The organism is Stenotrophomonas sp. FR010, from assembly GCF_047520755.2.
Lineage (GTDB): Bacteria > Pseudomonadota > Gammaproteobacteria > Xanthomonadales > Xanthomonadaceae > Stenotrophomonas > Stenotrophomonas sepilia.
In genome coordinates this window covers 108,274-128,396 of the sequence record NZ_JAXBQT020000015.1, presented here as the reverse complement: position 1 = coordinate 128,396, position 20,123 = coordinate 108,274, and the positions used below count along the sequence as shown (strand labels likewise).

17 protein-coding genes are annotated in these 20,123 nt (G+C 65.1%); 12 read left to right on the top strand and 5 right to left on the bottom strand.

Annotated elements, in window-relative coordinates; genetic code table 11:
- Positions 1 to 485 precede the first annotated feature (485 nt).
- A complete protein-coding gene (locus ACM0PK_RS14940; protein WP_414607342.1) occupies positions 486 to 2,762 on the top strand; it encodes an FdhF/YdeP family oxidoreductase in 2,277 nt (758 codons plus the stop codon).
- Between the two features lie 523 nt (positions 2,763 to 3,285).
- Here the strand turns inward: ACM0PK_RS14940 and ACM0PK_RS14935 are convergent.
- Entirely contained in the window at positions 3,286 to 3,765 is a 480-nt protein-coding gene (locus tag ACM0PK_RS14935) for a GNAT family N-acetyltransferase (protein ID WP_414607341.1), read from the bottom strand.
- Positions 3,766 to 3,898: 133 nt separating this feature from the next.
- Here ACM0PK_RS14935 and ACM0PK_RS14930 point away from each other — a divergent pair, with 133 nt between their 5' ends.
- Entirely contained in the window at positions 3,899 to 6,094 is a 2,196-nt protein-coding gene (locus ACM0PK_RS14930; RefSeq protein ID WP_414607340.1) for an AsmA family protein, read from the top strand.
- Positions 6,095 to 6,167: 73 nt separating this feature from the next.
- The gene (locus ACM0PK_RS14925; protein WP_111200903.1) at positions 6,168 to 6,653 is read left to right on the top strand and encodes a TspO/MBR family protein; all 486 of its coding nucleotides are present in this window, start codon (positions 6,168 to 6,170) and stop codon (positions 6,651 to 6,653) included.
- 16 nt (positions 6,654 to 6,669) lie between these two features.
- Here the strand turns inward: ACM0PK_RS14925 and ACM0PK_RS14920 are convergent, their stop codons facing one another.
- On the bottom strand, positions 6,670 to 6,963 hold the full coding sequence (locus ACM0PK_RS14920; protein ID WP_088497482.1) for a hypothetical protein: 294 nt from the start codon (positions 6,961 to 6,963) through the stop codon (positions 6,670 to 6,672).
- Between the two features lie 127 nt (positions 6,964 to 7,090).
- Here ACM0PK_RS14920 and ACM0PK_RS14915 point away from each other — a divergent pair, with 127 nt between their 5' ends.
- The 4 genes from ACM0PK_RS14915 (at position 7,091) to ACM0PK_RS14900 (ending at position 12,890) form a co-directional block, all read left to right on the top strand.
- A complete protein-coding gene (locus ACM0PK_RS14915) occupies positions 7,091 to 7,678 on the top strand; it encodes a biliverdin-producing heme oxygenase (RefSeq protein WP_065178587.1) in 588 nt (195 codons plus the stop codon).
- Positions 7,679 to 7,793: 115 nt separating this feature from the next.
- Entirely contained in the window at positions 7,794 to 10,034 is a 2,241-nt protein-coding gene (locus ACM0PK_RS14910) for an ATP-binding protein (protein WP_111200902.1), read from the top strand.
- Positions 10,031 to 10,498 carry a response regulator gene (locus ACM0PK_RS14905; protein WP_005416517.1) on the top strand — a complete coding sequence of 156 codons (468 nt, stop codon included), beginning with the start codon at positions 10,031 to 10,033 and terminating at the stop codon, positions 10,496 to 10,498. The genes ACM0PK_RS14910 and ACM0PK_RS14905 overlap by 4 nt, the downstream gene beginning before the upstream one ends.
- Positions 10,491 to 12,890 (top strand): response regulator, encoded by a 2,400-nt coding sequence (locus ACM0PK_RS14900; RefSeq protein WP_154350761.1) that lies wholly within the window; start codon positions 10,491 to 10,493, stop codon positions 12,888 to 12,890. Before ACM0PK_RS14905 ends, ACM0PK_RS14900 begins: the two co-directional genes overlap by 8 nt.
- Before the next feature lie 2 nt (positions 12,891 to 12,892).
- Here the strand turns inward: ACM0PK_RS14900 and ACM0PK_RS14895 are convergent, their stop codons facing one another.
- Genes ACM0PK_RS14895 through ACM0PK_RS14885 form a run of 3 tightly spaced genes read right to left on the bottom strand, consistent with a single transcriptional unit; the run spans position 12,893 to position 14,893 of the window.
- Entirely contained in the window at positions 12,893 to 13,585 is a 693-nt protein-coding gene (locus ACM0PK_RS14895) for an NAD-dependent epimerase/dehydratase family protein (RefSeq protein WP_061478732.1), read from the bottom strand.
- Positions 13,586 to 13,598: 13 nt separating this feature from the next.
- Positions 13,599 to 14,273, bottom strand: a complete 675-nt coding sequence (locus tag ACM0PK_RS14890; RefSeq protein ID WP_414607339.1) for a ChrR family anti-sigma-E factor — start codon at positions 14,271 to 14,273, stop codon at positions 13,599 to 13,601.
- Positions 14,270 to 14,893, bottom strand: a complete 624-nt coding sequence (locus ACM0PK_RS14885) for a sigma-70 family RNA polymerase sigma factor (protein ID WP_049414756.1) — start codon at positions 14,891 to 14,893, stop codon at positions 14,270 to 14,272. The genes ACM0PK_RS14890 and ACM0PK_RS14885 overlap by 4 nt, the downstream gene beginning before the upstream one ends.
- 131 nt (positions 14,894 to 15,024) lie before the next feature.
- Between ACM0PK_RS14885 and ACM0PK_RS14880 the strand changes: the two genes are divergently transcribed.
- From ACM0PK_RS14880 to ACM0PK_RS14860, 5 genes are all read left to right on the top strand, one after another.
- Entirely contained in the window at positions 15,025 to 15,792 is a 768-nt protein-coding gene (locus ACM0PK_RS14880; protein ID WP_065178596.1) for a hypothetical protein, read from the top strand.
- Between the two features lie 81 nt (positions 15,793 to 15,873).
- Positions 15,874 to 16,824, top strand: a complete 951-nt coding sequence (locus ACM0PK_RS14875) for an acyl-CoA desaturase (RefSeq protein WP_414607338.1) — start codon at positions 15,874 to 15,876, stop codon at positions 16,822 to 16,824.
- A 1-nt stretch (position 16,825) separates the two neighbouring features.
- The gene (locus ACM0PK_RS14870; protein ID WP_053496656.1) at positions 16,826 to 18,103 is read left to right on the top strand and encodes an NAD(P)/FAD-dependent oxidoreductase; all 1,278 of its coding nucleotides are present in this window, start codon (positions 16,826 to 16,828) and stop codon (positions 18,101 to 18,103) included.
- The gene (locus tag ACM0PK_RS14865; protein WP_065178582.1) at positions 18,100 to 18,867 is read left to right on the top strand and encodes a DUF1365 domain-containing protein; all 768 of its coding nucleotides are present in this window, start codon (positions 18,100 to 18,102) and stop codon (positions 18,865 to 18,867) included. Before ACM0PK_RS14870 ends, ACM0PK_RS14865 begins: the two co-directional genes overlap by 4 nt.
- A complete protein-coding gene (locus ACM0PK_RS14860) occupies positions 18,864 to 20,123 on the top strand; it encodes an SAM-dependent methyltransferase (RefSeq protein ID WP_065184860.1) in 1,260 nt (419 codons plus the stop codon). Before ACM0PK_RS14865 ends, ACM0PK_RS14860 begins: the two co-directional genes overlap by 4 nt.

Genomic DNA, 20,123 nt, shown 5'->3' with positions numbered 1-20,123 from the left:
CCGGTTCGATGATGCTGTTGTCGCGGCCCACGGCCAGCGACTGTGCGTCTGCCAGCGCCTGCTGGAAACGCGAGGTGAGCTTGTCCATCCGCATTCGACGACCCCGATCGTTGATAAATGAAGGTGCAAGGAGGGTAGCGCCTATGGGATATCCGACAGCCCATCAGGGAACTTCAAGGGCTGTTCAAGGCTTCCCAATGGTGGCTGTCCACCAGAACCGCATCGAATTCGCGAACAGCGTAGCCCGACGACCAACGCTCAAACAACGGCCAAAATGTCTGTGCATACGGACAATCTGTCCGATCCAGGATCATCACATGGAAACAACATTGTGGCGCCCAGTCTCCTGCTACGGAGGGGCCAGATGGCTCCTGAAGTACCCCGCGCCAAGCGATCCGGGACCCTCCCGCTCTTCTGGGGTTCTCGTTCGCTATCCCATCTATCGATATCCCATCTATCGATGTACTGACACATGAGGTGGTGCTATGGCAGAGAAGGACATTCCCGGCATCCGTAAGTACGACGCGCCGGCTGGTGGTTGGGGGGCACTGCGTGCAACTGCAAAGGCAATCAGTGAACAGATGGTGGCACCTGAGGCAGCCATCACGCTGTTCCGGACAAACAAGCCAGAAGGCTTTGATTGCCCAGGGTGTGCATGGCCAGATCGTAAGCACACATCGACCTTCCAGTTCTGCGAGAACGGTGCAAAGGCCGTGACCTGGGAGGCCACGAAGAAGCGGGTGACCCCGGAATTCTTCGCCGCCAACACTGTTACATCACTGTTGGAATGGACGGACTATCAATTGGAAGATCAGGGCCGCCTAACCAATCCCATGGTCTACAACCCGGAAAAGGACATCTTTGAGGCAGTTGATTGGGACCAGGCACTCAGTCGAATCGGCGAGATACTGCGGTCACAAGCAGACCCGAACATGGTTGAGTTCTACACATCTGGACGCGCCTCCAATGAAGCGGCCTTCCTGTACCAGATCTTTGCGCGTGAGTATGGGACCAACAATTTTCCGGACTGCTCCAATATGTGCCATGAGGCGACCAGCGTCGGGCTCCCTCAGTCGATTGGGATCGGGAAAGGAACCGTTTCGTTGGACGATTTTGATTCCTGCGAACTGATCATCGCCATGGGACACAATCCCGGCACGAACCATCCCCGCATGATGGGTACCCTGCACGAAGTATCCAGGCGTGGCGCACCCATCATCGTATTCAATCCATTGCGCGAGCGAGCACTTGAGCGCTTTGCCGATCCGCAGGACGCATTGGAGATGGCGACCTTCGGTGCAACCGAGATCGCTTCAACCTATCTGCAGCCACGTGTCGGAGGTGATGCCGCGGCGCTGAAGGGCATCATGAAGGCCCTCCTTGAGATGGATGCCATCCACGGGGAGGCCGCCAACGTCCTCGATCGCGAGTTCATACGTGGGCACACGCACGGCTTTGAAGCCTTTGCTGACGATCTGCGCTCTACTGTGTGGGGCGATATCGTGACCCAGTCCGGCCTATCCGAAGACGACTTGCGCAAGGTCGCGGCAGCCTACGCCAAATCCAATGCAACCATCGTTACCTATGGGATGGGTGTGACCCAGCACAGCACGGGAACCGAGAATGTCCAGCAGATTGCGAATCTCCTTCTGTTGAGGGGGAATTTTGGGAAGCCTGGCGCGGGCATATGCCCATTGAGGGGGCATTCAAACGTCCAAGGGGATCGCAGCGTCGGGATCACCGAAAAGCCCAGCTCAGACATGATCGACAGGATCGAGAAGCGATTCGGTTTCCGTGCCCCAAGCCACCACGGTCACGACGCAGTTGCTGCCATGCAGGCCATCATTGACGGCCGCTCACGGGCGCTCATATGCCTCGGTGGCAACCTGGCGGTTGCCCTGCCGGACTCAGACGCTTGCTTTGCAGGCATGCGAGGGTTGGAGCTGTCCGTGCATATTGCAACCAAATTGAATCGAAGCCATTTGCTGGTCGGAAAGAACACGTTCATCCTGCCGTGCCTGGGCAGAACCGAGCAGGATCTGCAAGCGACGGGCCCCCAAGCCGTGACGGTCGAAGACTCCATGTCCATGGTGCACGCATCGCGCGGAAAGCTGAAACCCGCCTCCGATCTATTGCGATCAGAACCCGCAATCGTTGCAGGGATTGCCAGCGCGACCCTGCCGTCCAGCACGGTGCGCTGGTCGGACATGATCGCAGACTACGACGTGATACGCGACGCAATTGAAGCGGTCTTCCCCGAATTCTCGGATTACAACGCCAGAATTCGCATCCCTGGTGGATTCCGCCTTCCTCTTCCTCCCACTGAGCGGGTGTGGCCAACCGCCTCGGGAAAGGCAGAGTTCATCCGATTCCAAGGGTTGGCTGAAGATCCGACACCAATCGACTCTGCAGTTCTAAAGCTCGCCACCCTGCGGAGCCATGACCAATACAACACCACGATCTACAGCCTCGATGACCGCTACCGCGGCGTGTTTGGCAGGCGCGACGTTGTTTTTATGAATGAAGAAGACATGAGCGAGCGCGGCATCCAGCAAGGCGATCAGCTTCGCATAACCACTGCGCTCGACAATGAGCAAGGCCGGGTCCTGGAGAACGTCATTGCCATTGGTTACAAGATCTCCCGCGGCTCCGTGGCAACGTACTATCCCGAGGGAAACTGCCTCATTCCCTTGAACTACATTGATCCGGTAAGCGGCACTCCCTCTTACAAGTCTGTGCCGGTTCATATCACTTTGGCGTAGAGGGAGCTACCCCTCACCCAGGCATCCGATGGTGTGCTCCGGATTCGGCCAAGAGTAGAAGTATGGGCCGTCTCCGTTGCACGCCTCAGCTGCGTAGTTCCCGGCATAGGATGACGCCTACCCAGGGTCGATAGCAGCGAGTCTTGCCTCCCCCCTGTGACAGGTTGCCGATAGGAATACTGCACGCACGACGGCTCGCTTCCGCTGCAGCTCGCCGATCGCCCTCCTCGCCGTGCTCTGAAGACGATATCCGTCTAAGTGGGAGCACGTAGTCTTCGATCGCTACCATGTGCTATACGGCGCCGCAACGGTTGACTGCTCGCTTGCCCGTCGTTGATCGAGCGCCCGGAAGGAAGAGATCGGCGCGCAGGTAGATCCATCCTCCGATAGCCATGGAGCTGAGTGCAGTGTGCCCGGAGGGCGCCACTTGGCGCGGCGCGCCACTCGGCTGCGTGGCGCAGACCGCCAGGACCCGGACAAGCAAGGAAAGGACAGCAGCTCACCAGCCCGCCCCTGAAGCCGTCTACAGAAACCGGTGCATCACGTAGACATCCACCAAGCCCAGCGTCCCATGCCGGAACGCCTTCGGTAGCGTTCCCACCACCTCGAACCCCAGCTTCCGGTACAGCGCCACCGCCGGGCCATTGGTACTGACCACGTAATTGAACTGCATGGCCAGGAATCCTTCCGCCCTCACCCGCTCCAGGCTGTGCTCCACCAGCGCCCGGCCCACGCCTTGCCCTTGTGCCGGCGCATCCACCACATACGTGGCGCTGGCCACATGCGCCCCCAGATCAGGGAAGTTCGGGCCCATCTTGTACATGCCCACCACTCGGCCCTGCAGAACGGCCACATAAGGTGTCTGCGACAGGAACCAATGCGCGCGAAAGGTTTCGACCTCAAAAGAGGAGGCAAAGGGCAGCGCATCCTGCGCCGCAATGGCCGTCTTGAACATGCCCCACATCGCGTCGAAATCGCCTGCACGGGCGGGCCGGATCTCCATGCGTCTCCTGCAGATCTGTGGTGGTGACCAGGCCGGACACTACCAGAATCCAGCCCCTGCGCCATGGCTGCTTCACGCGCCACCGCCATCGGCTCCGCAATAGTTGTGGAAATTCCGGCCCTCAGAGCAGTAGATGTCTCCTGTTTCCGTGCACATCCCGCACCGGCTTCGACGGTGGCGCGTTCCCGCGTACGTCCTGCTGGGCATCTACCTGCTGTACCTGCTGGCCGGCAACATCTTCCTCAATACCCCGCTGTTCGATCAGGTCACCAACCGCAAGCCGCACAAGTTCGTGATGACCACCGGCCCGGCCATCACGCTGCTGCCCGGCCATGTCATCGCCTGGAACGTGCACATGCGCGGCCACGTGAACCACACGGTCTACGTGCTGCATGCCGAGCGCGCCAGCGCCCGGTTGGCGGTGCTGCCCCTGTTCCAGCGCGAGGTGCGGGTTCCGCGCTTGCAGGCAACGGGGGTTTCCGCCGAGATCAGCCGCGTCGAAGAAGCCATCCCGCCACCGCCGCGCAGCGACCGCGGCTGGACGCTCCGTTTCGACGCCATCCACAGCGACAGCATCCGCAGTGCACGCTTTGGCAAGTTGCTGATCATTGGCAAGGGCCGGGGTACGGTGGGCTTCCTCAAGCAGCTGCGCGGCGGGCCGTCGGAGCTCTTCAAATCCGAGGTGGCGTTCAGCGATGCGGACACCAGTTTTGACGGCGTGCAGCTGTTGGGCGACATGGATCTCACCGCGCGCTTCAGCTATCCGCGCCACTATCGGGACCAGGCACCCGGTCTGGCCAAGTTGAAGTTGCTGCATGCCCAGCTCGAGGTCGACGCCCGCAGCCAGGGCCTGCGCATGGACACGGATGCCACAACGCCGAAGATCTCCAGCGCGCCCGTGCCCGGACGCCTGCAGCTGGCGCTGCACCTGATCGACGGCCAGCTGCAGCCCGGGGACCGCGCCATCTGGCAGGTGCCGCTCTACCTGGGTGACGGCGCCCCCGATCGCGGCGTGTTGGCCCTGCAGCTCAATGTCTCCAACGACCTGCGCCTGCAGGCCCGCCTGCCGCCAAAGCCAGGCTCAGGCAGCGAAGTGGATGCCGATCTGCACATCAGTGGCCGGAACATTCCCTTCCAGCAGCCCGCCCAGCTGCTGGAACGCAGCTCCGGTACCGTGCGCGGCGAATGGACGTTCACTTCGCTCAACTGGATCCCTGCCCTGTTCGTTCGCAAGCCGTGGCTGCAGCTGGACGGCGGTGGCACGCTGAAAGCGGATCTGCGCGTGCGCAACGGCGAACTGATCGAAGGCAGCACCGTGGACATTCCGGCCGCCGAAGCCGTGGCCGAAGTCGCCGGCGTACGACTGGCGGGCACGGCCAGCGCCCATGGCGAATTGAAGGCCGGCAGCCCCAGCCAGGCACAGCTGGCTGTCCGGCTGCCACGATTCACTGCACGGCCAACCGATGCCAAGGATGTGCGCCTGTTCGACGGCCGTGATCTGGCCCTGGACCTGACCGGTGATGGTCGCCTGCAGGAGCTGCGCAAGGGTGTCCGCGCGCACCTGCGCTTCAGCCAAGCAACGATTCCCGACCTGGCCGCCTACAACCGCTACCTGGACTCGCCGCAGGTGCGACTGCTCCGTGGCACCGGCAGCCTGAGCGGCGATGCCACGCTCAACACCGATGGACGCGTCGGCCATGGCACTGCCCGGCTGCTGGGGCGCAATGCCAGTGCCAAGGTGGCAGGACTGGATATGGGCGGCGACATCGACGTGAAGGCAACACTGCGCCGCGGTGACTTCAATCAGCGTCATTTCGATCTGTCCGGCACCACCGTCGAACTTCGCAATGTGCAGGTGGCGGGCGCAGAGCGGGCAAGCGCATGGAAAGGCCGCGTGGCCTTCAAGCGTGGCCGCATCGACGCGCAGTCGCCCTTCCAGGTCGATGCCACCACGGATCTGGATCTCAGCGATGCCCGGCCGTTGCTTGCACTGTTCGCAGAGCGTACCGACTACCCGCGCTGGACCCTGTCGCTGTTGGATTCCGGCCAGGTGCAGGCACGGGCGACGCTGCGCTGGCGCCCGGGCCATCTGATCATCGATGGACTGCAGGCCGAGAACGATCGGCTTTCGGTACGCGCGCGGCTGGATCTGCTCGACCAGCGCAAGCGCGGTGATCTCTACCTGCGCTGGGGGCTGCTGGGTGCGGGCATCGAGCTGGACGGTGACCAGCGCCAATGGCACCTGGCGAAGGCAAGGGAGTGGTTTGACCAGCGACCTTCCCTGCTGCCAGCGAGCCAGGGAGCCGGTGCCGTCGGCTCTTCAGATTGAAGGCCGACAGCCTGCATCCATTCGCTGCCCCTGTGCGTAGACAGACCGCATACGTATCAAGGAGCTGCACGGTATGAAGCGGAGTTCACAGGTTTCCGGACTTCTGGGATGGGTGGCGATCACCTTCGTCGCGGCAACCCTGGGGGCATGGGCGTCCACGTCCGCGGCAAGCTTCTACGCTACCCTCACGCTTCCGGCATGGGCGCCACCGGCCAGCGTCTTTGGTCCGGTGTGGACGCTGCTCTACGCCATGATGGCGGTTGCCGCGTGGCTGGTCTGGCGCGAACGTGGCTGGCGCGGGGCACGACCCGCGCTGCTGCTCTATCTGGTGCAGCTGGCCGTCAACGCACTGTGGAGCTGGCTGTTCTTCGGCTGGAAGCTGGGCGCGCTTGCCTTCGCCGACATTCTTGTATTGATCGTGTTGGTGTGCGCGACGATCGTCGCGTTTGCGCGTACCCGCCCGGCCGCGGCAGTGCTGCTGCTTCCCTACCTCGCCTGGATCCTGTTCGCCTCGGCGCTCAACTTCGCCGTCTGGCGGGCCAATCCAGGGCTGCTGTGACACGCGGATCCAGCGTTCAGGCCTGGGCCACGGCCTGTGGGCACCAGGTCCGCAGCAGGGCCGGCTTGAACGCCTGCTGCCCGCAACCGGTGGGGCACCGCACCACTCGCGCTGCAGTATGGCTGACCAGGCCCTGCCCTTCTTCTGCCTTGAAGATCGTCTCGCAGGAAAGGCAACGCGCTACCAGCGAGTACAGGTGCAGCAGCCGGCCACTGGCTGGATCCTGCAGTGCATCCACATCCAGCAATTCAAATTGGCAGCTGTCAGGGAGCATACGGTACTGGGGCGCGGGTGCGGTCTGCAGGTTCACGGGCGTGGCATCTGTTGGAATTGCAGTCACCGTAGGGCAGCCGCTGTCTAGCTGGCGTGCAGCGCAGATGTGCTGGCCGCGAAACAAGCACCGGTCTCTGCATCGAAATCTGCTAGGGTGCGCGCCGATGCCTACATCCACATTGCCAGCACAACCCGATCACCCCATTGCCCTCAGCGCCGCCCTGAAAGCGCACACCCGAGCGGCCCACGATCGCCTCGACCAGCACCTGTTGCAGCAACACATCTTCGCGTCGCGCCAGCGTTACCTCTGCTTCCTGCGCGTGCAATGGCACTTCCATAGCGCTGTTGCGCCGCTGTACCGGATGCAGGATCCGGGCGCGACCCGCTTGCCGCTGATCGAGGAGGATCTTCGCGACCTCGGCGCTTCCATGCCGGCACCCCATGCCTGGCAACCGCAGCCGCATGTGTTCTCGAAAGCGACTGTTCTGGGCTGGCGCTACGTGGCGGAGGGCTCGACGCTGGGGGCGGCCGTGCTGTTGAAGATGGCCGCTGCGTTGCAGCTTCATGCCGGATACGGAGCGCGCCACCTGCGCCCTTCCAACCTCGGTGTGGCCGAATACTGGAGACGCGAGCGGGAGGAACTGGATGCCCTCGTTTTAAGTGGCCAGGAGCGCGCGCAGGCATGCAGGGGCGCGACAGACGCCTTCCAGTACATCCGTCGCTGCGTAGATGAAGAATTCAGGTTTGAATGAAAGGCCCTTCACATTCACGTGGTGGTATGCGGCGGCACGCTTTTGCTTCACCATCCATGCACACCGGATGCAGTGCTGGGCCGTTCCAGCCATCCACGAATCATGAGTCCCGCCCTTGACGCCTCCTACCGAATCCGCGCACGACACTGCCCTGTCCCGTTGCGCGCGCGAACCGATCCACACCCCTGGCGCGATCCAGCCCTACGGTGTGCTTCTGGTCGTTGAACCGCAGTCCCTGCAGGTACGCGAGCGCGCCATCAGCCACCCCGGGCTGCTGAAACAGCTCGGCGAACCGTTGATGCAGCACGTCAGTGAAGTGCTGGGCGGCGTGCTGGCACCGTTCCAGGGCGTGTTGCAACAGGCGACGGTGGGCAGCAGCGCGCATGTCGGTGCGGTGCACCTGGATGGGCACGGCCGCCATCAGCTGCTCGTGCACCGCTCCGCCACGGATCTTCTGGTCGAGCTGGAGGCGCCGGTTCCCGGCCAGCCCGGTTCGCTGGAAGAACTGTATCCAGCCATCCGCGAGCTGATGACCGGCATTGAATCGGCAGCGACGGTGGAAGACCTGTGCAGGCTTGCGGCCGCGCACATGCGGCGGCTCACCGGCTTTGACCGCACCCTGGTCTATCAATTCGATGCTGGCTGGAATGGCATCGTGGTGGCCGAAGATGGCAATGGCCTGTTGCCGTCCTACCTGGACCTGCGCTTTCCCGAGTCGGACATTCCCGCACAGGCCCGCGAACTGTACCGCCGGAACCGGGTGCGCCTGATCGCGGACAACAACTATACCCCTACCCCGCTGATGCGGGCCGAAGACCACCGCGAGGCGCCACCGACCGACCTGAGCCTGGCCGTGCTGCGCAGCGTGTCCCCCGTGCATCTTCAGTACATGCGCAACATGGGGACCGGGGCGTCGATGTCGGTGTCACTGGTACATGAGGGGCGGTTATGGGGCCTGGTGTCCTGCCACACCGTGCAGCCACGCCGCCTGCCCTACCACGTGCGTACCGCCTGCGAGTTCATGGGCCAGATCCTGTCGCTGCAGATTGCACTGAAGGAGCGCGCGCTCGCGATTGAAGAACGCGTCGCGCGTCGCTCGATACTGGTCAAGCTGCTGGGCCGCATGGCCGGCGACGAAGAATTCATGGCGGCCCTGCGCCAGGACGAAGGCAGCCTGCTGTCGCTGACCGGCGCGGCCGGGGCTGCCATCGTGCACAAGGGCGACTGCATGCGCGTGGGTGAGTGCCCGCCCGCCAGCGACGTGCTGGCGCTGGCCGATTGGCTGGCTACCCGGCAGCCCGGCCAGGAAACCTACTGCACCGACCACCTTGCCGCCGACTGGTCGCCTGCCGCGCACCTGGCCGATGTAGCCAGCGGCCTGCTGGCAGTGTCCATTTCGCAGCTGCATGACAGCTACCTGATGTGGTTCCGGCCGGAGGTGGTGCGAACCGTGCGCTGGGGGGGAGACCCCCGCAAGACCGCAGCGCCCGGCGTCGCACTCTCCCCGCGGAGCTCCTTCGACGCCTGGAAAGAGACCGTGCGGCAGCGCAGCCTGCCGTGGACCGACGCCGACTGCGATGCGGCACACGAGATGCGCACGGCCATCGTCGATATCGTGCTGCGCAAGGCCGAGGAGATGGCGGAACTGAACGAGCAGCTCCTGCGCAGCAACAAGGAACTGGAAGCCTTTTCCTATTCGGTCAGCCACGACCTGCGCGCCCCCTTCCGCCACATCGTGGGCTATTCGGAGCTGCTTGGCAGCTCGGCGGGCGACCGCCTCAACGAGACCGAGCGCCGCTTCCTGGATACGATCGTCGATTCAGCAAAGTCCGCCGGCACACTGGTGGACGACCTGCTCAGCTTCTCGCAGATGGGACGCTCCACGCTTGGGCGCGTGCGTCTGGACATGGCTGCGCTGGCCGAGGACGTGCGCCGGAGCCTGGCGCTGGATTACGCCGGCCGCGACGTGCAGTGGACGCTCGCGCCGCTGCCGGAGGTGGAAGCCGACCCGACGATGCTTCGCCTGGTCTGGCAGAACCTGCTGGGCAACGCGATCAAGTTCACCCGCGAGCGCGAGCACGCGATGATCGAGATTGGGCACGGCCGCAGCGACGACGAAGATCACTTCTTCGTGCGCGACAACGGCTGCGGCTTCGACATGCGTTACGTCGACAAGCTGTTCGGCGTGTTCCAGCGCCTGCATCACATCGAAGAGTTCGAAGGCACCGGCATCGGCCTGGCCAACGTGCGCCGCATCATCGGCCGCCATGGCGGCCGTACCTGGGCCGAGGGCGAGCCCGGCAAGGGCGCGACCATTCACTTCACCCTACCCCGCTCCACAGGAGAACACCCATGAGGGACCTGCGGCCGATCCTCCTGGTAGAGGACAGCCCCAAGGATGCAGAGCTGACGATGGCCGCGCTTGAGCGCTGCCAGCTGTTGAACGATGTCATCCATGTACGCGACGGCGCCGAAGCGCTGGATTACCTGCGCTGCGAAGGCAAGTTCGCCGGTGCCATGCACGGCGGCCCGGTGGTCGTGCTGCTGGACCTGAAGCTGCCCAAAGTCAATGGCTTGGAGGTACTGGAGCAGGTCCGTGGCGACCCGTACCTGAGCAGCACCCCGGTTGTGATGCTGACCTCTTCGCGCGAGGAGCAGGATCTGGTGCGCAGTTACGAACTGGGCGTCAACGCATTCGTGGTCAAGCCGGTCGACTTCAAGGAATTCTTTGACGCCATCCAGGGCCTGGGCATGTTCTGGGGCATCACCAACCAGCCGCCACCGCATCGGCCCAACGGTTCGGGGCAGCGCAATGCGTGATGGATCGCGCCGCAGCGAGCGCCTGCGCATCCTCATGCTGGAGGACAGCGCGCTTGATGCGGAGCTGATCAGCGCCCAGCTGCAGCGTGCCGGCCTCGATTTCGAGGCCGAGCGCCTGTGGACCCGCAACGCGTTCATCGAGGCCATCGAAAACCGCCCGTTCGACGTGATCCTCGCCGATCATGTCCTGCCAGGCTTCGATGGTGACGCAGCACTTGCCCTGGCGCGCGAGCGCGTGCCGCAGACGCCTTTCATCTTTGTTTCCGGCACCCTGACCGAGGAACTGGCGGTACAGGCACTCACGCGCGGTGCCCGCGACTACGTGGTGAAGCAACGCCTGCAACGCTTGCCCGATGCGATCCGACGCGCCCGCCAGGAGGCGCACGAGCGTACCCAGCTGGCCAATGCGCAGGCCGCGCTGAACGAAAGCCAGGCCCAGCTGCAGATGGTGACCGATGCCGTCCCGGCGCTGATCGCCCAGTTGGACAAGGACCATCGCTACCGGTTTGCCAACAAGGCGTTCCTGGACTGGCATGGATTCAGCCTTGCAGAACTGCTGGGTCGGCCGGCTCGGGATGTCAGCGGCATTTCCGCCTTCGAGCACGCCCTGCCCAGCCTGGAACGGGTACTGCAGGGCGAGCGCACCCGCTTCCAGGTCGAACTGATCCATCGCAGCGGCGAATCACGATTCGTGCAGATGGACTGCGTGCCTGAGCATGCCGCCGATGGCAGTGTGGCCGGGTATATCTGCCTGGGCAGCGACGTCTCGCTGCTGAAACAGGCCGAGCTGGCCCTGCGCGAAGACAACCAGCTGCTCGAGCAGCAGGTACAGGCACGCACGGCCGAGTTGCGAGCCAGCAAGCGGCGCCTGCAGGCGATCTTCGAATCCAGTTTCCAGCACCAGGTGCTGCTGGATCTGTCCGGACGCGTGGTCGATGCCAATGACGCGTCACTGGCCGCGGTGCTGGCAGACAAGAAGGACGTCGTTGGCCAACGCTTCGCCGAATCGGTCTGGTTCGGCACCACCGAGGGCATGGCAGCGCTGATCGATCGGGCCGTGGCCGCAGCGGTACAGGGCCGCAGTTCACTGCATGCGCTGGAACTGGAACTCCCGACCGGGCGGCGCAGCTTTGATTTCTCGTTCCGTCCACTACTCGATACGGAGGGCGTGGTCACCGCTGTGGTCTCCGAGGCCGTGGAGACCACCGCACGCGTGCACGCTGAGCATGCCCTGCGCCAGTCGCAGAAAATCGAGGCGGTCGGCCAGCTCACCGGCGGCATCGCACATGATTTCAACAACATCCTGACGGTCATCTCAGGCAACGTCGAGCACGCCATGCTGCTCAGCGAGCGCGCGGGCGAACCCGGAGCGATGGTGAGCCGTGCGCTGGACAATGCACTGAAGGGTGTCGGCCGTGCCGCCAGCCTGACCCAGCGCCTGCTGGCGTTTGCGCGCCGCCAGCCGCTGCGCAGCCAGGCCGCCAACCTCAACGAGCGCCTGCTGGACATGCACGACATGCTGCAGCGTGCGCTGGGTGAGCTGGTGCAGTTGGAGATCCGCAGCGCCGAGGACATCTGGTGCGTCGAGATCGACGTCAGCCAGCTGGAGGCCTCTGTACTGAACCTGGCGGTGAATGCCCGCGATGCGATGCCGCACGGCGGCAGGCTGGTGATCGAGGTCGACAACAGCCACCTCGACCACGACTACGCCGCACTGTTCCCGGACGCAACGCCGGGCGAGTACGTGATGCTGCGGGTGCGTGACAACGGCCACGGCATGGACGCGGCGACGCTTGCCCGGGTCTTCGAACCCTTCTTCACTACCAAGCAGGTTGGCCGTGGCACCGGCCTGGGCCTGTCGATGGTGCATGGCTTCGTCAAGCAGTCCGGGGGCCACGTGCTGATCGATTCGGTGGAAGGCGGCGGCACCAGCATCACCATGATGTTCCCGCGCTCACCGCTGGCCCTGCCCTCCGAAGCGCGCACCCCGCAGACCGGCCTGGCGGGCTACTCGCCGCGCGAGGAAACCATCCTGGTGACCGAGGACAACGACGATGTCCGCGCCTACACGGTGGATGCACTGCGGCTGCTGGGCTACCGGGTATTGGAAGCCCACGACGGCCCCTCCGCGCTGCGGCTGCTGGAACGCCCTGATACCAAGGTGGACCTGCTGTTCTCTGACGTGGTGATGCCCGGCATGTCGGGCTGGGAGCTGGTGCGTGAAGTCCGTGAGCGCTGGCCGGAAGTCGCCGTCCTGTTCACGTCGGGCTATCCGCGCGACCACGACCAGGTGGGCAGCCAGGGCCGGGCCGTTGCGCTGCTGCCGAAGCCGTTTACCCGCAGTGACCTGGCGACTGCGGTGCGCACCGCGCTGGAGGCGATGCCACACTGAGATCAGGACGCCGGATCGCGCGCGCCAGCGGCGATCCGATTGATGTCCGCGCATTCCACCGTGCCCGGCGGATGCTCCCTGGCGGCCAAGGCAACCATCGCCTGGCCCAGTGCCAGATTGCTCGTCACCAGCGAAGGCGCAACCGCGCCGGCCAGTTTCATCAATGGCGCACCGCCCCAGTACAGCGGCTTCAGCAGTGCATGACGGGTGCCGGTACCCGGGACCGGACGAACGCCGCCGGGACGCAGCATCACCGTGCGCACCGGCAGGGCCTGCAATGCCACTTCGGTCTCGCCCTTGACCCTCAGCGGCATTACCCGGCTCTGCGGATCCGCACCCGCACCGGATACATACAGAAAGCGCCCCTCGGGATTCGCCGCCGCCCAGGCGCGTGCGACCGCCAGCGTGATGTCCAGGGTCACGCGTCGATACTCGGCCTCTGCCGTGCCGACCGGTGGCGCACCGGCACAGTAGAAGCATGCGTCGAAGCCGGCCAGTTGCTCATGCCGGCCTTGCATTTGCAGAAAATCGGGGACGATCAGTTCGCTGCCAGGCCCGTTCAGGCTGCCCGGCCTGCGCACCAGGGCAGTCAGGTGGGCCACCTGCGGCGAGCGCTGGCAGGCCAGCGCAACACCCTGCCCCACCAGGCCCGCAGCACCGGTCAACAGAATCCTCAACGCACCTTTCCCGGTCATGGTCGCACCCACGCTAGAGTTTCACGAAACGCTGGATCTTCCGCGCCAACCAGCCACTGAACACCAACGGCGCGTCCAGCGCTGACACGCAGATGCAGGGAACACCGGGTGCAGTTACCGGTTGATGCTCCACCTCCTCGTCCAGGTCCGCCACGTCGCCCGGCGCGAACAGCCCCAGCGCGTCGTTGTACGAGCCTCGAAGGATCTGGGTCAGTTTGCTGCGGCCATGGCTGTGCATCGGCAGGCACTTGCCCGGGGCAATCTTCAGCATGATCAGCGAGGGCATCTGCTCAGCCCTGATGCAGTGCACGCCTGGCGCCATCCAGCGCCAGCGCAGGGCACTGAGCGAGGCGCCGAAGTAAGGATGCAACGAGGCGGGCAGATGGTCCGGATCGGCCTCGGGCCGCTCCCTCGGCACCGGGCGCCTGGTTCCGGTGATGGCGCTCGGCGCGTCCGAGGCCAGCTGCATCAGCATGGCCTCGCGCAACTGCTCGCGACGCGTATCGGCCGCGGGCGGTTGGGTCTGCTCCAGCAGCACCGAGCCGATCGCCTCGGCATCGCGCAGGCGCTGGCGGCAGTGGGGGCACTGCTCAAGGTGGGCACCGGCCACGATGCTCAACGGCGCCGGCAGCGCGCCGGCGGCATAGCTCATCAGCGTGGATTCGTGCAGGTGGTGATGCGGATTCACAGCGCACCTCCCACTTTGGCCTGCAGTTGCAGGAACGCACGTCGCAGGTGTGACTTTACCGTTCCCAGCGGCATGCCCAGCGCCTGGGCAATCTCGCTGTGGCTCTTCGCCTCGAAATAGGACATCCGCACCAGCCTCGCCTGCACGGCGGGCAGCTCGTTGATGCGCTGGCGAAGGCGCGCCTGGTCGGCGAACTGCTCGGCGCTGCTGCGCTCGATCATGTCCACGGCCGCGGCGTCTTCCACCGCTGCCTGCACCTGCATCCAGCTGCGCTCTCGACGGATGCGGTCGATATGCAGGTTGCGCGCGATCCGGTACAGCCAGGTACTCAGCGCGCCCTGGGCCGCATCATACTCGGCCGCCCGCAACCACAGGCGCAGCAGGCACTCCTGCGCCATTTCCTCGGCCACGGCGTCGGGTGCCCCCAGGCCACGCAGATACACGCACAGCCGCGGCATGAAGTAGTCATAGATCCGCATGAAACAGTCGCGGTCGCGCAGCCGCGCCACACTGTCCATGTCATCGGCCCAGTTCGTCGGCTCGCTGCTGGGCTGCTGGGAACTGGACACGGTGCGTGCGGTATCGAAGTTGAGGAGGGTGCTGGCAGCGTCAGGGTACATCTGCGTGAGCGGCGGGCAGGTGAAGGTCTGTCCTCTCTACGCGCAGGGGCGGCCATTGGATGCAGCAGGCACTGTGCATCCAAGCAGCCGCGCCCGCCGTATGACCTGAGCCTCCCGACCGGATGAACACCATGCGCACTGCCTGGCTGCTGCTGTGCCTGCCCCATGCCGCGCTGGCGGCGCCCTGGCTGCGCAACGAGGGCGTGGCCACCTCGGCGCAGGGCGATCTGCTCTATCGTGAAGTGCACTGGCGGCGCGGCCCATCGGAGGGTGCCGAGCGCTGGGTGCTCTATCAGTGCCCGGATGGCCGCCCCTTCGCCCGCAAGCATCTGCCGGCCAGCGCCCGCCCGCAGGCCCGGGGCTATTCGCTGCAGGACAGCCGTAGTGGGCAAACCGCTGACGTCGACGCCAGTGGCGAGTCGGTGTCCATCGCCTGGAAAGAAGATGCCGCCAGTGAGCTGCGTCATCGTCGGCTTGAGCTGGCTCCGGATGCGGTGATCGACACGGGCTTCGACGCCGCGGTGCGCCAGCATTGGCCAGCGCTGCTGCGAGGTGAACGCATCAGTCTGCCTTTCCTGGTGCCGGGGCGGCAGCGCTTCTTCCCGGTGCAGGTGCGGCACACCGGCCCGGTTCGCTGGCAGGGCATCGACGCCCAGGCCATCGAGGTCAGTCTGGACACCTGGTACGGCGGCATCGCGCCGCGCCTGTCGCTGGTCTATGCCAGCACCGACCGCCGCCTGCTGGAATTCCGCGGAACCAGCAACCTGCGCGATACCCGCGGCACCTACCCACAGGTCACGGTGCGCTTCAGCTCGCCGGTGGCCGAGCGGTCCGCCAACGAATGGCAACAGGCCTGGACGCAACCCCTGGTCGGGCGCTGCAGCGTGATGCCCAAGTGAAGCCGAAATTCTCCACAGCCGGCCGCATCCATTGCGCGCACTGCTGCGTAGAGGAAGACACGACACCCGCCGAGATCCGCCATGGCCTCTGTAGCGCCCCTCCCCCGCCGACGCTGGCGCCTGCTGCGCACCCTGAAGCGCTGGGTCGACACCGGCAGCGCTGCAGACCACGCCGCTGGCGAGCCCGGACGCATCGACTGGCTGCGCGCCGTACCGTTCGCGTTGATGCACCTGGCCTGCATCGCGGTGATCTGGGTAGGTATCTCGTGGACGGTAGTGATCGTCGCCGCAGCCCTCTACGCAGTGCGCATGTTTGCGATCACCGCCTTTTACCACCGCTACTTCTCGCACCGGACGTTCCAGGCATCGCGAACGGTGCAATTCGTGTTCGCGGTGATCGGCGCGTCCAGCGTGCAACGTGGGCCGCTGTGGTGGGCGGCCCACCATCGCCATCACCATCGGCATGCCGACCAACCGCTGGACCCGCACTCGCCGCGCGAAGGCGGCTTCTGGCGCAGCCACATGGGCTGGTTCCTCACCCGCGAGGCATTCGCCACGGATCTATCGCGCGTGCCTGACCTGGCGCGCTTCCCGGAACTGCGCTGGCTGGACCGTTTTGATACGGCGGTGCCGGTACTGCTGGCTGCCGCGCTGTACGCACTCGGCGCCGGCCTGGAGCGCTGGGCGCCCGGACTGCACACCTCTGGCCCGCAGTTGCTGGTGTGGGGCTTCTTCATTTCCACCGTGGTGCTGTTCCACGCCACCGTTACCATCAACTCGCTGGCCCATCGTTTTGGCCGGCGGCGCTTCGAGACCCGTGACGACAGCCGCAACAACCTCTGGCTGGCGCTGCTTACCTTCGGTGAAGGCTGGCACAACAACCACCATTTCTTCCCTGGGACCGTCCGCCAGGGGTTCCGCTGGTGGGAGATCGACCTGACCTGGTACGGGCTGCGCGCAATGGCGGCCATGGGCCTGGTAAGGGGACTCAAGCCCATCCCCGAGTGGGTACTGGCCAAGGCGAGGTACTGACATGCGCATCGCGATCATCGGCTCCGGCATTGCCGGCCTGGCCAGTGCCTGGTGGCTGGACGGCGAACACGAAGTGACGCTGTTCGAGGCCAACGATTACCTGGGCGGGCATACCCACACCCATGACGTGCAGGTGGACGGCACGCGCATGGCGGTGGATACCGGTTTCATCGTCTTCAATCCCCTGCACTACCCACTGCTGACGGCACTGTTCGAAGAACTGGGTGTGGCCTCGCAGCCGACCACCATGAGCTTCTCGATGCACAGCGAGCGCAGTGGCGTCGAGTACAACGCCACTTCGCTGGATGGCCTGTTCTGCCAACGTCGCAATCTGGTTTCGCCGCGCTTCTGGGGAATGCTGGCCGACCTGCGCCGGTTCTACCGGGATGCGCCGCTGCTGCTGGCGGAAGACGAAGGCCCGACACTGGGCCAGTACCTGCGCAGCCAGCGCTACGGCACCGCTTTCATCGACGAGCACCTGCTGCCGATGGCTTCGGCACTGTGGTCGTCACCGACCGCCACGGTCATGCAGTTCCCGGCCCGCTACCTGGCCCAGTTCATGGCCAACCACCAGATGCTGCAGATGACCGGGCGCGCACCCTGGCGGGTAGTCAGCGGTGGCTCGGCACGGTATGTCGATGCCCTTCGCGCCCGCTGGCGGGTGCGCGAGCGGCTGGAATGCCCGGTTCACTCGGTCGAACGCATGCCGTGGGGCGCGCGCGTGCACAGCGCGGCGGGCGTGGAGGGTTTCGACGAGGTCATCCTGGCATGCCACAGCGACCAGGCGCTTGCCCTGCTGCGTGACGCCGATCCGGCCGAACGCGAAGTGCTCGGCGCCATCCGCTACCAGCCCAACGAAGCAGTACTGCATACCGATGCATCGTTGCTGCCGCGCAACCGCAAGGCATGGGCTGCATGGAATGCACACGTTCCCAGGGATCCAGGCGCGCCCTGTACGGTCAGCTATTGCATGAACCTCCTGCAGGGCCTGCCCGGTGACACCCCGCTGGTCGTGACCCTCAACCGCAGCGAGGCGATCGATCCGGCCAAGGTGCTGCGCAGGCTGCACTATGCCCACCCGGTGCACGATCATGCCGCTATCCGTGCCCAGCAGCGCTGGGCAGAGCTGCAGGGCCGCCGCCACACCTGGTTCGCGGGCGCATACTGGGGCTGGGGCTTCCACGAAGACGGCATCCGCAGCGCCCGCCGCGTGGTGGACGCGATGCGCGAGTGCACCGCGCACCGTGACAGCGTTGTACCCGGCGAGGTGGCAGCGTGAGTGCCAGCGCGCTCTACTTCGGGCAGGTGATGCACCGACGGCATCATCCGCAGCCCCACGCATTCCGCTATCCGATCGCGCAGCTGCTGCTCGATCTGGACGAGCTGGAGACCGTGTTCGCCGGGCGCTGGCTGTGGTCGGTCAATCGCCGCAACCTGGCCGAGTTCCGCCGCAGCGACTACTTCGGCAATCCCGCACAACCACTGGCCGATGCGGTGCGCGACCGTGCCGCGGCCACCCTGGGCTATCGGCCTACCGGCCCGGTACGCCTGCTCACCCATCTTCGCTTCGCCGGGCACGTATTCAACCCGGTCAGCTTCTACTACTGCTACCAGTCCGATGGCAGCACCCTGGACTGCATCGTCGCCGAGATCACCAATACGCCCTGGAAGGAACGGCACGCCTATGTGCTGCCAGTCGCCACGGCCACCCACGAAGGCGCCTCGCTGCGCTGGCGGTTCGACAAGCGCTTCCATGTCTCACCGTTCATGCCGATGGATTGCCACTACGACTGGCGGTTCAACTGCCCGGATGATGATCTGCGCGTGCACATGCAGGTCTGGCGCCAAGGCGTTCGCCAGTTTGATGCCACCCAGACCATGCAGCGGCACGCGCTGGATGGCCGCGGGCTGGCCCGGGTCCTGGCCTGCTATCCCTTGATGACCCTGCAGGTGATGGCCGCCATCCACTGGCACGCGCTGCGGCTGTGGCTGAAGCGCAACCCCGTGCATGACCACCCTGCCCTTGCCGAGAAACCGCGATGAACTCGATGACTCCCCTGGTCGCCCTGCCGCGTCCTGGCGCCTTGGATGCCTTCCTGCGCCGCCGCCTGCTGGAACAGCTTGCCCCCATGCGCGACGGCCGCCTGTGCGTGCGTGATGCACTCGGCGACGTCTGGCTGGGCGAAGCCCATGGCGAACTGCAGGTGACCGTCACCATCGATGACCCGGCGTTCTACCGCAAGGTTGCAGCGCAAGGCAGCGTGGGCGCAGGTGAAAGCTACATCCAGGGCGAATGGCACTGCGATGACCTGGTGGCGCTGATCCGGCTGCTGGTGCGCAATCGCGACCTGCTCGACGGCATGGAGCGCGGCCCGGCCCGCGTGGGTGGCTGGCTGCTGCGCGGCTGGAACCGCCTGCGCCGCAACAGCCGTGAAGGCAGCCGCCGCAACATTGCCGCGCACTACGACCTCGGCAACGACTTCTTTGCCCTGTTCCTGTCGCCCGACCTGATGTATTCCTCCGCCCTGTTCGACACAGAAGACGAGTCGCTGGAATCCGCCTCCCGGCGCAAGCTGGACCGCATCTGCCAGCAGCTCCAGCTCAAGCCGGGCGATCGCGTGGTGGAGATCGGCACGGGCTGGGGTGGTTTTGCGCTGCACGCGGCGCAGCACTACGGCTGCCACGTCACCACCACCACCATCTCCGCCGAGCAGCACGCGCTGGCTGCCCAGCGCGTGCAGGCGGCCGGCCTGCAGGACCAGGTCACGCTGCTGATGCAGGACTACCGCGACCTGCAGGGCCAGTTCGACAAGCTGGTGTCGATCGAGATGATCGAAGCCATCGGCGCGGAATACCTGGACACCTACATGGGCACGCTGCAGCGCCTGCTCAAGCCTGATGGCGTTGCCCTGCTGCAGGCCATCACCATCGAGGACCATCGCTACGAGCAGGCCCGGCGCAGCGTAGACTACATCAAGCGCTATGTGTTCCCCGGCAGCTTCATTCCGTCGATCAACGCGATCATGGCCGCCAAAACGCGGTCCAGCGACCTGCAGCTGATCGCCCAGCAGGACTTCGGCCACTCCTACGCGCTGACACTGCGCGCCTGGCGCCAGCGCTTCCTTGACCGGTTGCCCGACGTGCAGGCGCAAGGCTTCGATACGCGCTTCTGCCGCCTTTGGGAGTTCTACCTGGCCTACTGCGAGGGCGGCTTCCTGGAGCGCTCGATCGGGGTCTCCCATCTGCTGATGGCGCGCCCGGGGCATCGCCCGGGCGCCTCATCGGGCCAAGGTAGCTGA

Bases quoted from the DNA above. Each gene is read 5' to 3' on its own strand.
- ACM0PK_RS14870 (WP_053496656.1), top strand. From the start codon at position 16,826: ATGCGCATCGCGATCATCGGCTCCGGCATTGCCGGCCTGGCCAGTGCC.
- ACM0PK_RS14875 (WP_414607338.1), top strand. From the start codon at position 15,874: ATGGCCTCTGTAGCGCCCCTCCCCCGCCGACGCTGGCGCCTGCTGCGC.
- ACM0PK_RS14935 (WP_414607341.1), bottom strand. From the start codon at position 3,765: ATGGAGATCCGGCCCGCCCGTGCAGGCGATTTCGACGCGATGTGGGGC.
- ACM0PK_RS14900 (WP_154350761.1), top strand. From the start codon at position 10,491: ATGCGTGATGGATCGCGCCGCAGCGAGCGCCTGCGCATCCTCATGCTG.
- ACM0PK_RS14925 (WP_111200903.1), top strand. From the start codon at position 6,168: ATGAAGCGGAGTTCACAGGTTTCCGGACTTCTGGGATGGGTGGCGATC.
- ACM0PK_RS14860 (WP_065184860.1), top strand. From the start codon at position 18,864: ATGAACTCGATGACTCCCCTGGTCGCCCTGCCGCGTCCTGGCGCCTTG.
- ACM0PK_RS14885 (WP_049414756.1), bottom strand. From the start codon at position 14,893: ATGTACCCTGACGCTGCCAGCACCCTCCTCAACTTCGATACCGCACGC.
- ACM0PK_RS14930 (WP_414607340.1), top strand. From the start codon at position 3,899: ATGTCTCCTGTTTCCGTGCACATCCCGCACCGGCTTCGACGGTGGCGC.
- ACM0PK_RS14905 (WP_005416517.1), top strand. From the start codon at position 10,031: ATGAGGGACCTGCGGCCGATCCTCCTGGTAGAGGACAGCCCCAAGGAT.
- ACM0PK_RS14940 (WP_414607342.1), top strand. From the start codon at position 486: ATGGCAGAGAAGGACATTCCCGGCATCCGTAAGTACGACGCGCCGGCT.
- ACM0PK_RS14880 (WP_065178596.1), top strand. From the start codon at position 15,025: ATGCGCACTGCCTGGCTGCTGCTGTGCCTGCCCCATGCCGCGCTGGCG.
- ACM0PK_RS14895 (WP_061478732.1), bottom strand. From the start codon at position 13,585: ATGACCGGGAAAGGTGCGTTGAGGATTCTGTTGACCGGTGCTGCGGGC.
- ACM0PK_RS14915 (WP_065178587.1), top strand. From the start codon at position 7,091: ATGCCTACATCCACATTGCCAGCACAACCCGATCACCCCATTGCCCTC.